At 70.0% G+C, this 12231-nt stretch carries 12 protein-coding genes; 2 read left to right on the top strand and 10 right to left on the bottom strand.

Annotation, left to right across the window (positions count from 1 at the left end; translation table 11 throughout):
* Positions 1–157: 157 nt before the first annotated feature.
* Genes RQG82_RS14355 through rsmI form a run of 3 tightly spaced genes read right to left on the bottom strand, consistent with a single transcriptional unit; the run spans position 158 to position 2741 of the window.
* Positions 158–1264 (bottom strand): LacI family DNA-binding transcriptional regulator, encoded by a 1107-nt coding sequence (locus RQG82_RS14355; RefSeq protein ID WP_311259727.1) that lies wholly within the window; start codon positions 1262–1264, stop codon positions 158–160.
* A complete protein-coding gene (locus tag RQG82_RS14350; protein ID WP_311259726.1) occupies positions 1261–1923 on the bottom strand; it encodes a class I SAM-dependent methyltransferase in 663 nt (220 codons plus the stop codon). The genes RQG82_RS14355 and RQG82_RS14350 overlap by 4 nt, the downstream gene beginning before the upstream one ends.
* On the bottom strand, positions 1923–2741 hold the full coding sequence (gene rsmI, locus RQG82_RS14345; protein ID WP_311259725.1) for a 16S rRNA (cytidine(1402)-2'-O)-methyltransferase: 819 nt from the start codon (positions 2739–2741) through the stop codon (positions 1923–1925). The genes RQG82_RS14350 and rsmI overlap by 1 nt, the downstream gene beginning before the upstream one ends.
* A gap of 48 nt (positions 2742–2789) precedes the next feature.
* Here rsmI and RQG82_RS14340 point away from each other — a divergent pair, with 48 nt between their 5' ends.
* Positions 2790–4343 (top strand): phospholipid carrier-dependent glycosyltransferase, encoded by a 1554-nt coding sequence (locus tag RQG82_RS14340; RefSeq protein ID WP_311259724.1) that lies wholly within the window; start codon positions 2790–2792, stop codon positions 4341–4343.
* Positions 4344–4347: 4 nt separating this feature from the next.
* Here RQG82_RS14340 and RQG82_RS14335 read toward each other — a convergent pair whose 3' ends face one another.
* The 3 genes from RQG82_RS14335 to hisC are packed head-to-tail and all read right to left on the bottom strand — an operon-like array spanning position 4348 to position 7291.
* Positions 4348–4827: an Lrp/AsnC family transcriptional regulator gene (locus RQG82_RS14335; protein ID WP_311259723.1), complete on the bottom strand. Its 480-nt coding sequence runs from the start codon at positions 4825–4827 to the stop codon at positions 4348–4350.
* A 2-nt stretch (positions 4828–4829) separates the two neighbouring features.
* The gene (locus tag RQG82_RS14330; RefSeq protein WP_311259722.1) at positions 4830–6239 is read right to left on the bottom strand and encodes an amino acid permease; all 1410 of its coding nucleotides are present in this window, start codon (positions 6237–6239) and stop codon (positions 4830–4832) included.
* On the bottom strand, positions 6236–7291 hold the full coding sequence (gene hisC / locus RQG82_RS14325; protein WP_311259721.1) for a histidinol-phosphate transaminase: 1056 nt from the start codon (positions 7289–7291) through the stop codon (positions 6236–6238). Before hisC ends, RQG82_RS14330 begins: the two co-directional genes overlap by 4 nt.
* A 196-nt stretch (positions 7292–7487) precedes the next feature.
* Here hisC and RQG82_RS14320 point away from each other — a divergent pair, with 196 nt between their 5' ends.
* Positions 7488–7706, top strand: a complete 219-nt coding sequence (locus RQG82_RS14320) for a hypothetical protein (protein WP_311259720.1) — start codon at positions 7488–7490, stop codon at positions 7704–7706.
* A gap of 4 nt (positions 7707–7710) precedes the next feature.
* Here the strand turns inward: RQG82_RS14320 and RQG82_RS14315 are convergent, their stop codons facing one another.
* From RQG82_RS14315 to RQG82_RS14300, 4 genes are all read right to left on the bottom strand, one after another.
* Positions 7711–9510, bottom strand: a complete 1800-nt coding sequence (locus RQG82_RS14315; protein WP_311259719.1) for a DUF255 domain-containing protein — start codon at positions 9508–9510, stop codon at positions 7711–7713.
* A gap of 37 nt (positions 9511–9547) precedes the next feature.
* Entirely contained in the window at positions 9548–10117 is a 570-nt protein-coding gene (gene msuE, locus RQG82_RS14310; protein ID WP_311259718.1) for an FMN reductase, read from the bottom strand.
* 76 nt (positions 10118–10193) lie between these two features.
* Positions 10194–11030: an aldo/keto reductase gene (locus RQG82_RS14305; RefSeq protein ID WP_311259717.1), complete on the bottom strand. Its 837-nt coding sequence runs from the start codon at positions 11028–11030 to the stop codon at positions 10194–10196.
* Entirely contained in the window at positions 11027–12214 is a 1188-nt protein-coding gene (locus tag RQG82_RS14300; protein ID WP_311259716.1) for a heparan-alpha-glucosaminide N-acetyltransferase domain-containing protein, read from the bottom strand. Before RQG82_RS14300 ends, RQG82_RS14305 begins: the two co-directional genes overlap by 4 nt.
* Between the last annotated feature and the right edge of the window lie 17 nt (positions 12215–12231).

The raw sequence follows: 12231 nt of genomic DNA, 5'->3' as shown, positions 1-12231 counted from the left end.
TGTCATGAAGGGGGTCCCGGGGGTCGGGGCGCCCCGCGGCCAAAGCCGCATGAGTGATTGTAAGCGCATACATTTTGCGAGCGCAACCCCTTGAACGCGGCCACAGCAGCGACTTCTCCGCTCGGTCACAGGGATGGGAGCGGTGCCAGATCGGCGACTATTCCGGGCGCTGCGAGCTCTCGCGGACGAGGATCTGCAGCGGCAGGCGCACCGTCATCGGCTCGGCATCCGGCTGCTCGAGGCGTCTGGCGAGAAGCTGCACGGCGGCGCGGCCGAGGTCGATCATCGGCTGGCGCACCGTGGTCAGGGTCGGCCGTGAGAGCGCGGCCGCTTCGATGCCGTCGAACCCCGTGACCCGCACGTCGTCGGGAACCCGGATGCCGGCCGAGCGGAAAGCATCGATCGCCCCCAGCGCCATCTGGTCGTTCGCCGCGACCAGCGCGGCCGGTGCGCCGCGGGCGATCAGCTCCTCGGCGGCGCGGTGTCCTGATGCGCGCGTGAAGTCACCGCGCAGCACCATCACATCATCCGTCGCGATGCCCGCCTCGGCTATGGCGGCAGCGAAGCCCTCCCAGCGCTGCGCACCGTCGGGCGAGTCCTCCGGGCCTGCGAGGAAAGCGAGGCCTCCCGGATCGGCCTGAGCAAGAACCAGACGCGTGAGCTCCGACATCGCCTCGGCGTTGCTGACGGTCACGTGGTCGTAGCTGTCGCCCCGCGCCGGACCCGAGAGCACGACCACGGGGATTCGCTGGGCGAGACGCGCGAGCACTTCGTCCGGCACGCTCTGCGCCAGCACCATCAGGCCATCGACCCGGCCGGCGATGTCGCGCACCGTCTCCCGGGCCGGATCGCCCCGTCCGACACCGATCATCAGCACGAACCCCTGCTTCCACGCCTCCAGCTCGGCGCCGCGCAGCACCTCGTCGAGGAAGAGCATGGTCGGATGCGGCGCACCCGTGTCGGCAGACGCCTGCTCGACCGTGAACGGGGGCGCCTCGGCCTGATCATCGGCGACCATATCGAACACGGGGGCATCCTCCGAGGCATCGAAACCCGGGAAGTACAGACCGAGCACCCCGGTGCGGCGTTCGGCGAGTCCCCGCGCGCTGCCGCTGGGCACGTAGCCGAGGGCTGCCACCGAGTCGAGCACCCGCTCGCGGGTGACCGGACGCACCGCATCCGGCTGCCGCAGCACGCGTGAGACCGTCGCGATCGACACTCCTGCCCGCTCCGCGACGTCGTAGACGGTCGCCTTCCTGGTCACGCTCGGTCCTCCTCGGGTCGCGTGTGCACCAGGGTACCGGGCTGTGTGCGGGCCACCAGGGAGCCGTGGGGCCGGGCGCTGATCTCGCCGGTCTCCCGGCCGCGGGTCTCGGTCGACACGACCTCGAAGCCTGCATCCGCGAGCATCTCGGCGAGCGCGTCGGCAGACCAGAAGAATGCCGGAGCGACGGCGTGCGCGAACGACTCGCGCGGCTCGCCGTCGAAGAATCCGATGAGGATGCTGCCGCCGGGGGCGAGCACGCGACCGAACTCCATGAAGATCTCGGGCAGGTCGGCCGGCGGGGTGTGGATCAGCGAGTACCAGGCGAGGATGCCGCCGACGGAACCGCTGTAGAGCGGCAGAGCGCGGAACGTCCCGACCTCGAAGGCGATACCGGGATGCCGTTTCTTCGCCGCCGTGATGAACTCCGCCGACAGGTCGATTCCCCGCACCTCGCGCCCGTCCTTGCCGAGGAACTCGGTCCAGTGCCCGGGTCCGCAGCCGGCATCCAGCAGCGGCCCCGGGGTCGCGTCACGCCAGGCCGCGATGACCGCCGCATCCCTGGCATCCATCTGCTCGATCGCACCGGCCAGCTCGACGTACTCCGCGGCCCTCGCGTCATAGGCGGAGCCGATGGCGGCGTCAGTGCCCTGCACCATCAGCTGCGGGCGGCGAGCGCTGCCTGATACAGGTCGCGCGACGACAGGCCCGTGGCCGCGGCGACCTCGGCGCAGGCCTCTTTCAGGCGCACACCGGATGCCACGAGTCGCTGCACCTGCGCGAGCCCGTCTTCCGCAGACGCCTCGCGATGCGGCGCGCCCTCGACGACGACGACGATCTCACCCTTGACGCCCGCCGTGGCCCACTCGACGAGCTCGGCGGAGGTGCCCCGGCGCACCTCTTCATAGAACTTGGTCAGTTCGCGGCACACGGCGATGCGACGATCGTCACCGAACGCGCCACCCATGTCGGCGAGCGAGGATGCCAGCCGGGCGGGCGACTCGAAGAAGACCATGGTGCGGGGCTCGGCGGCGAGCGCCCGCAGGGTCGACCGCCGCTCCCCCGGTTTGCGCGGCAGGAACCCCTCGAATGTGAAGCGATCGGTCGGCAGCCCGGAGATCGAGAGGGCCATCAGCACCGCGCTGGGTCCGGGGATGGCCGTGACCGTCACGCCCTGCGCGACGGCTTCGGCGACGAGACCGTAGCCGGGGTCGCTGATGGCCGGCATCCCCGCGTCGCTCACCACGACGACGTCGGTCTCGATGGCGAGGGTCGCGAGCTCCGCCGCCTTCTGCTTCTCGTTGTGATCGTGCAGCGCGATCAGCCGCGGACGGTTCGAGATCTGCAGAGCCTGCATCAGCTTCTGCGTGGTGCGGGTGTCCTCAGCGACGATGACCTCCGCGTTCTCGAGCACTTCGACGAGGCGACGCGAGACATCCCCCAGGTTTCCGATCGGCGTTGCGGCGAGGATGATCACCCGCCCAGCTTAGGCGGGACCCATCGGCGGAGTGTCTAGGCTGGTGCGGTGACCGCGCCCCTGCCCCTGCTGCCTCCGCCCGCGCAGCGACTGACGCGCTACGAGCTGCTGCGTGACCGTGTGCTGCAGGACCCCGACTGGGGCCGCATGATGCGCTGGTTCGCCCCGCTCGTCGTGACCGCCTTCGCCGCGGTGTTGCGCCTGGTCAACCTCGGACACCCGCACCAGCTCGCCTTCGACGAGACCTATTACGTCAAGGACGCCTGGTCGCTGTGGACTCTCGGATACGAGGGCACCTGGGGCAAAGATGCGAATGAGGCGTTCATCACGCTGCAGGAGCTGCCGCTGTCGGACGCAGGGGCGTTCATCGTGCATCCGCCCCTCGGCAAATGGCTGATCGCCCTGGGGATGGCCGTCGGCGGCCCGGACAACACGGTGGGCTGGCGCATCGCAACGGCTCTCCTCGGCGCCGCCACCGTGCTGCTGGTCTACCTGGTCGCCCGCAGACTGACCGGCTCGATCGTGGTGGCGACCGTCGCCGGCTCTCTGCTCGCCATCGACGGCCTCAGCATCGTGATGAGCCGCACCGCGCTGCTCGACGGCCCGCTGACGTTCTTCCTGATGCTCGGCGCGCTGTTCATCCTGATCGACCGCGACCGGTCGATACCTCTGCTCGAACGCACCGCCCCCGACTCCCCCGAGCCGATGTGGGGGCCCGTGCTCTGGCGACGCCCCTGGCTGATCGCCGCGGGTGTCGCGCTCGGCGCGGCCTGCGCCGTGAAGTGGTCCGGGCTGTACGCGCTGGCCGCCTTCGGCCTGTATGTGGTGGTGGCAGATGCTCTGGCGAGACGCCGCGCCGGTGTGGTCCTCTGGCCCACCGCGGCAGCATTCCGCCAGGGCCCGGTCTCCTTCGTCCTGCTGGTGCTGCCGGCGCTCGCCACCTACCTCGTGAGCTGGACGGGGTGGCTCGTCACGGCCGGCGGCTACGCCCGTCAGAGCGATCCGAATCCGCTGATCGCGCTGTGGAACTATCACGAGGCGATCCTGAACTTCCACGTCGGTCTCAGCAAGGGGCACCCCTACGCGAGCCCTGCCTGGGAGTGGCCGTTGCTGCTGCGACCCACCGCGGTCTGGGTGGGCAGCGATCCCGGGCCCTGCGGCGTAGACCACTGCATCGCGGTGATCTCGACGATCCCCAATCCGGTCATCTGGTATGCCAGTGTCGCCGCTGCCCTGTACCTGATGTACCGACTCGTGCGCGGATGGATCGAGCGCAAGCCGGTCGGCCCGGCATTCACGTTCCCCCTGGTCGGACTCGCGGCGACCTACGTGCCCTGGCTGCTGTTCCCCGAGCGCACGATCTTCCAGTTCTACACGGTCGCCATGGCGCCGTTCCTCGTGATCGCGCTCGCAGTCGCTCTGCGTCAGATCGCCGGGCGACGGGAGGACCCACTGCACCGCCGCCAGTCAGGAGAGCGCACGGTGATGGTCTTCCTCGCCATCGTGGCACTCGTCTCCGCGTTCTTCTACCCGGTGTGGACGGGCATGAGCGTGCCCTACGACTTCTGGCTGCTGCACAACTGGCTGCCCGGCTGGATCTGACCCGTCAGCCGGCGTCGCCGGCGACGTGCTCGACCAGCGGCAGCACGCGCCCCGACAGGTGCGTGCGCATCGCGATCGACGACGCCGTGCGCGAGACCCCTGGCACGAGAGCCACCCGGTCGAGCACCTCCTGCAGCTGGGTCGCATCGCGCGCGACGAGTCGCAGCTGCATGTCGCTCGCTCCGGTCACGGTGTGCATGTCGACGATCTCGGGCACCGCATCGGCGAGCGCGGTGGCGACATCGTCGTGGCCGACCTTCTGATCGATCTCGACCAGACAGAACGCCACGACACCGTAGCCGAAGCCGGCGGGGTCGACGCGTGGCACGATCGCCTCGATCACCCCTCCCTCGTGCAGGCGCGCGAGACGGCTGGTGGCGGTGCCCCTCGCCACTCCCAGCCGCCGCGCGCATTCCAGGATCGGCAGCTGCGGAGACTCGGTGAGCAAACGGATGAGCTCGGCGTCGAGACGATCGATGCGCATCGTCAGTCCCCGACCGCACCCACACGCTCGCTGGAGACACCCGGGCGGGAGGCCCCGCGTGTGAGGCGGGCGACGACCAGCAGCACGACGGTCAGCCCGATGGTCAGAAGCAGCTGCACGCGGGCGGCCGGGTCGATCATCGTCAGCGCGATAACGCCGGCGAGCAGCGCCAGACACAGCCACGACAGCCAGGGGAAGCCCCACATGCGCATCGGCATCTCCTCTCCTGCGCGATCGGCACGGCGACGCAGGATGATCTGCGACACCGCGGTCGCCGTCCAGATGATCAGCAGCGTCGACCCGACCACGTTGAGGAGAGCCGGCAGCACGACATCGGGGAAGGCCCAGTTCAGACCGACCGTGATGAAGCCGAACGAGACCGAGGCGAGCACGGCCACGACCGGCACACCCTTGAGCGTCGTGCGGGTCGCGGCCAGGGGTGCGAGCCCGCGCTCACCGAGCGAGTAGGCCATGCGCGACGCCCCGTAGATGTTCGCGTTCATCGCCGAGAGCAGCGCGATCACGACGATGAGGTCCATCACGAGCCCGACGCCCGGCACCCGCAGCGTGTCGAGCACGGCAGAGAAGGGTCCGTCCTTGACGGCCGGGTCGTTCCACGGCAGCACGGACACGATCACGAAGATCGAGCCGACGTAGAAGATCAGGATGCGCACGAGCACCTCACGCACGATCCGGCGGATGTTGCGCGAGGGGTTGTCGGACTCCGCCGCCGCGATCGCGACGACCTCGGTGCCGCCGAACGCGAAGACCACGATGAGGAGAGCGGCGGCGATGCCGGTGAGCCCGTTCGGGGCGAAGCCGCCGTTGTCGACCAGGTTGCCGATGCCGGTGGCCGGAACCCCCGGGATGAAACCCAGGATCGCGCACACGCCGACGACGAGGAAGACGATGATCGCCGCGACCTTGATCGCCGCGAACCAGAACTCGAACGTGCCGTAGTTGCGCACCCCGAAGAGGTTCACCGCGGTCAACGCCACGACGAAGACGAGCACCCATACCCAGGCCGGGATACCCGGGATCCACGCCGAGACGATGCCGCCCGCGCCCGTGGCCTCGGCCGCGATCACCACGACGAGCTGGATCCAGTAGAGCCAGCCCACGGCGCTGCCGGCACTGCGGCCCATCGCCTTCTGCGCGTATGAGCTGAAGGCCCCCGAACTCGGACGGGCGGCGACCATCTCGGCGAGCATCGCCATGATCAGCACCACGATGGCGCCGGCGACGAGATAGGAGATCAGCACGGCGGGGCCGGCGATGCTGATCGCCTGCCCTGAGCCGACGAAGAGCCCGGCGCCGATCGCGCCGCCGAGTCCCATCATCGAGATCTGTCGACGGGTCAGCCCGGGCTGCAGCCCTTTGGTCGTGGTCGTGGTGAGGGGAACCTCGGTCATGCGCGTGCCTCCTGAAGTACGGTCTCGACCCTATCGATGTCCTCGGCGGAACCCGACGAGATGCGGAGGCCCTCGCCCGGGAACGCCCGGGTGATCACGCCGCCCTCTCGGAGCAGGGATTCGAGTTCGTCGGTTCGGTCACCCGCGGGCACCCAGACGAAGTTCGCCTGCGAGGTCACGGCGGGCCACCCCGCGGCGGTGAGCAGCGTGCACAGGCGATCCCGCTGAGCGACGACCTCGTCGATGCGTGAGGCGAGCTCGACTTCGGCGTCGAGCGACGCGAGAGCGGCCGTCTGCGCGAGATCGGTCACGCCGAACGGCACGGCGACCTTGCGCTGGCTCTCGGCGACCTCGACGGGCGCGAGTGCGTAGCCGATGCGCAGACCGGCGAGGCCGTACGCCTTCGAGAACGTGTGCAGCACGGCCACGTGCGGATGCCGGTGGAACAGCTCGACGCCCGCTCCGTACGACCCCGTGCGGTCGAAGTGCACGTAGGCCTCGTCGATCACGACCAGCACATCGCGCGGCACGGCCGCGACGAAGGCCTCGAGCTCTTCCGCTCCGACGACAGTGCCTGTCGGGTTGTTCGGGTTGCATACGAAGATCAGCCGCGTGCGCGGGGTGATCGCGGCGAGCATGGCATCGAGGTCGTGCGCGTGGTCGGCGTTCAGCGGCACCGCGACGGGAGTCGCGCCGGCGATGCGCACCAACGACGGGTAGGCCTCGAACGACCGCCAGGCGAAGATGACCTCGTCGCCCTCACCGGCGACAGCGTGGATCAACTGGGACGCGAGTTCGACGGACCCGGCGCCCACGGTGACGGCCGCCGGCTCGACCCCGTAGCGCTCCGCCAGGCGCTCGCGCAGAGCGGCGGCGCTCATGTCGGGATAGCGGTGGACGGTCGCGAGGCGCTGCTGGACCGCCTCGACGACGGACGGGAGCGGCGGGTGCGGAGACTCGTTGGAGGAGAGCTTCGAGGCACCGGCCGGGGCGGAGCGCCCCTGGCGGTAGGCAGGCACGGCGTCGAGTCCGGCACGGGTGGGGAGAGTCATCGTCTGAGCGTCCTTGCTGAGATGCGGTGGCGGCCGAGCGGCGCCTGCTGTCGCGCAACACTAGACCGGATGATGAGAGGTGGGCAATCGGTGCAGCATCCGGTACGCAACGCGCGCAACTGGCGGGGTGGAATCGCGGAACAGGCGAGCAGACTGCACAGTCTTACACGTGCGGCGGGCGGTCTACGATCGCAGCATGGGCAGCCCCTCAGGTTTCGAGTTCACGGTGCGTGGCGACGACGTCGTGATCCGTCACCACGGGGTCACAGCGGCGGTGCTGCGCGGAGTCAAGGCGAGCGAGTTCCTCGCTCAAGTGGATCAGGGCGATGCGCAACTGCTGATGGCACGGCTGACCGGCAACTACCGCCGCGGCAACGAGCGCACCGCGCGGGAGCACCCGCGCAACGCTCGCTGAGTGCTCACCGCGCGAGGGGAAGCTCGGCGGGATCGCTCACGGGGAGCCGGCACACGAACGAGCGGCAGTCGAACGCCTGCTCGCCCGCACTCCCCTTGCCCTCGAACAGCTCGAAGCCGGCGTCCGCGAATGCCACCGCCTGCGCGGCGGTGACGATCGCGACGACATCGGCATCTGCCCGACGAGCAGCAGACGCGAGGGCACCCTGCGGCGCCTCGGTGACGACGACGACCTGCCTGGGGGCATCGACGAGCCCTGCAGCGACCCGCAGCAGGCTGCCGTGCGCGAACGGCTGGCCGATCGCCGATCCCGCGTGCTCGCGAACTCGCACAGCCGCGGCTTCGCGATAACGATCCCCTGCGCCGAGACGCCAGGCGGTGAGCGATGCGGCGGCGACGGCGGCCGCATCCGAGGGCAGGTCGCCATCGGTCTGATCGGGCGCGGCCGCGATGCCGTGCTCAGCGAGCAGCGGATCGCCCTCGATGCCAGCGAGAACCACATCGAGCACGCCGCGGCCCTCGACGGCCCAACGCGGATCGCCGGTCGCGACAGCGAGTGCGAAGAGCCCGTCGGCGAGAAGCGCGACGTCGGAGGCGGTCGCGACGGCCTGCGACGCGATGCCGTCGAGAGAGGCGCGCACCAGAGCGCCCGCCCTGTCACGGTTGACCCGCAGCACGTATGCCGCGGCATCCTGCGCCTTCGCGATCCACGCGGGCTCGCCGAGCCTCGCCCCGGCGCGTGCCAGCGCAGCGATCGCCAGGCCGTTCCAGCCGGTGATGACCTTGCCGTCGACGGCCGGGGGCTCGAGTCCAGCCCGCTCCGACACCGGTCGAAGGTAGTACCCGCCCTCGTTGCGCTCGCCGTCGATCCACGACTCCGAGTCCTGGGCCGCGCCGAACCCGCCGCCCTCGCGGCGCAGCGTGTCCACGAGGAAGTCGGCGACGCCTCGCGCCGTCGTCTCATCCCCCGCGTCGAGCGCGATGACGAGCAGCTGCGCGTTGTCGGTCAGCATCCGCTCGTAGTGCGGCACGGTCCAGTCGCGCTGGGTCGCGTAGCGGAAGAAGCCGCCATCGGCGTCGTGCAGAGCCGATGCCGACATCGCAGCGAGCGCACGGTAGGCGGAGGCCGCGGCATCCGGAGCCTCTCGTCGCACCAGCGGTGTCTGCAGCAGGCTCAGCGTCGTCGCGACGGGGAACTTCGGGGCACCGCCGAACCCGCCGAACTGACGGTCCTCGCGCGCCGCGATCGTCTCGGCCGCCCCGGCGAGCGCCGCGGCGTCCGGTAGATCGGAGGGCACTGCCGCCCCCGCCCTCGCGAGCGCATCGGTCACGGCATCCGCCGACTCCTCGGCCTGCACCCGGCGCAGGGTCCAGGCCTCGTGCACCGCGGCGAGGACGTCGCGGAACGCAGGCATCGGCTGCCGCGCCTCGGGTGGCCAGTAGGTGCCGGCGTAGAACGTGCGACCCCGCGGCGTCGTGAACACGGTCAGCGGCCACCCCAGGTTCTGCGTGAACGCCGACGCCGCGGCCATATAGGCGCCGTCGACGTCAGGGTGCTCCTCACGGTCGACCTTGATCGCCACGAAGTCACGGTTGATCAGCGCGGCCGTGTCAGGGTCGGCGAACGACTCCCTCGCCATCACGTGACACCAGTGGCACGTCGAGTAGCCGATCGAGATCAGCAGCGGCACATCACGGCGCTGCGCCTCGGCGAACGCCTCCGGCCCCCAGGGATACCAGTCGACGGGGTTTTCCGCGTGCGCGCGGAGGTAGGGGCTGAGCGTGTCGGCGAGCCGGTTCGTCATACGCCCACGCTACGCCGATCGGCCGCCGACGAGGCGGTCAGGAGACGAGCAGCTCCGCCGGCCGGGAGGCGGCGTAGCCGACGAGCGGCAGCGCGCGATCGGCGGCGAGGTCGATGCGCGCTCGGAGCACGTCAGAACCGATCACGTAGCCGTCGAAGTCGGTGTCGCTGGCGTAGACGCCGAGCGGCAGCGTCAGCGCCTGGAAGAAGGCGAACAGCGGCCGCAGCTGGTGCTCGATGATCAGCGCGTGGCGCTCGCCACCTCCGGTCGCCGCGAGCAGCACCGGCTTGCCGACGAGCTCGTACTGGCCGACGAAGTCGAACAGATGCTTGAAGAGGCCGGTGAAGGACGCCCGGTAGACGGGGCTGCCCACGATCAGCAGGTCGGACGCCTCGATGGCCACGAGCTTCTCCTCGACACTCGCCGGCAGCTGGTCGCGACGAAGCGCCCCCGCGAGCGACGGACCGATGTCGGTGAGCTCGATGACCTCGATCTCGACCTCTGCGCGCTCGGCGATCGCCCCGGCGATCGCACGGACGAGAGCCGTGGTCTTGCTGGGCTCGTGCAGCGAACCGGAGACGGCGACGACGCGGTAGGGAGCAGTCATGCCGTTGACGCTACTCACGACGACGCCCCGTGTCGCGGAAAGCGACACGGGGCGTCATCTGTCGACACAGGGTGTATCAGTTCACGTCGTCGGGGTGCGAGCCGACGCGGCCGGAGCCGTCGAGCGGGTCGAGCGCGTCGATCACCGCGATCTCCGCATCCGTCAACTCGAATCCGAACACGTCGAGGTTCTCGCGCAGGCGCTCCGCCCGCACCGACTTCGGGAAGACGATGAAGCCCTTCTGCAGGTGCCAGCGCAGCACCGCCTGAGCGGGGGTGACGCCGTGCGCCGCTGCGGCCTCGGCGATCGCGGGCGTGCCGAACAGGTCGTACTTGCCCTGTCCGAGCGGGCCCCACGACTCGATGCGGATGCCGTGCTCGGTGGCCCAGTCGACCACGTCGCGCTGCTGGTAGGCCGGGTGAAGCTCGATCTGGTTGACCGCCGGGGTCACGCCGGTCTCGGCCACGACGCGCTCGAGGTGCGGCACGAGGAAGTTCGAGACGCCGATGCTGCGCGTGAGGCCGGCGTCGCGCAGCTCGATGAGCTTGGCGAACGCATGCACGTAGTCGTCCTTGGCCGGGGTGGGCCAGTGCACGAGGTAGAGGTCGACCGCATCGAGGCCGAGCTTGTCGAGGCTCTCTCCGATCGCCGCACGCGGCTCCTCGCCGTGGTGGCGGTCGTTCCAGAGCTTGGTGGTGATGAACAGCTCGTCGCGGGCGATGCCGGAGGCGGCGATGGCCGCGCCGACGCCCTCTTCGTTGCCGTAGATGGCGGCAGTGTCGATGTGGCGGTAGCCGATCTCGAGCGCCTCGCTCACGGCGCGCTCGGTCTCATCGGCCGGAACCTTGAACACCCCGTAGCCGAGCTGCGGGATGGAATGGCCGTCGTTCAGTTCGAGTGCAGGAATCGTCATGGTCCCACCCTACGACCTGTGATGACAGGTGGCCCAGGGGGAACCGCGGCCATCCTCGTCGCAACCCACCCGACGAGTCGCTCGAGGGGCCCTCGCCCGAACAGGATCGACCACAGCGTCGTGACGAGAAGGAGCGCGATGGCCGTCGCCGCCCAGAACGCGTTGCTCGAGAAGAACCCACCGGGTCCTGCGATCAGCGCGACCGACACGACGTGCACGCTGTAGGCCGACAGCGGCATCGACCCCAACGCCCCCAGCGGAAGCAGCACCGCGCGCAACGGCCCGCTGAGCAGCACGCACAGCGCGATGACCGACAGCGCGAAGCCTCCGGAGCCCAAGATCTCGGCCGTCCCGCCCGAGTGCGGGTCGACGGCGAAGATCGCTCGGACGACGGCCCCTCCCGGGTCCGCCGCAGCGAGCGCATCGGGGTAGGTGCTCCATCCCGAGGCGCCCTCTCCGCCCGTCAGCGACGAGGAGGACGTGATGCGAGCGACGCCCCCGACGAGGCCGAGTCCGTAGCCGACGACCATGAGCCCGACGCCGACGCCGAACGTGATCACCGCGGTCTCGAGCTTCTCGACGCGGAGGCGCCCGAGAGCCATGCCCGCGAAGACGAAGGCGAGCCACGCCGTGATCGGATAAGAGCCGTAGAGCACGAAGCCGATGCCCGCTCCGTGCGGATTCAGCGTGAGGGCGGCCAGCAGCGCGAGCACGGCCGGGGCCGCGAGCGCCAGGATGCCGGCGGCGATCAGCAGCTTCCAGGGCTGCCACCGGAGGAACGGGATGACGGCCACGTAGAGAAGGCCGTAAAGGGTGAGGATCACCGCGATCGGCGTGTTCAGCATCTCGAGGGCCAGACCGATCATGAAGATCACCGCTCCGCGACCGACGAGCTGCAGGCGGATGCTCGGCATCCGCTCGGGGTCGGGCAGCGCGCTGCGCCCGGTCATCAGGGCGATCGAGACGCCCGCGAGCACGGCGAACAGGATCGATGAGCGTCCGTGCACCAGGTCGGTCCAGGTCGACAGGTCGAACGGATCGAATGCCTCGGTCTCACCGATGTGCGCGCCGACCATGCCGAGGATCGCGAGGCCTCGGGCGATATCGAGGCCGAGGATGCGCGGAGGCCGTCCGAACTCGCGGAACCACCGCGTTGCGGGAAGGGGCTTCGACACAGTGCTCACGGATGAATCGTACGATG

Source organism: Microbacterium sp. WCS2018Hpa-9 (genome assembly GCF_031843745.1).
GTDB lineage: Bacteria > Actinomycetota > Actinomycetes > Actinomycetales > Microbacteriaceae > Microbacterium.
Note: the sequence above shows the minus strand (reverse complement) of the source record. Positions and strands in the feature narration are given on the sequence as shown.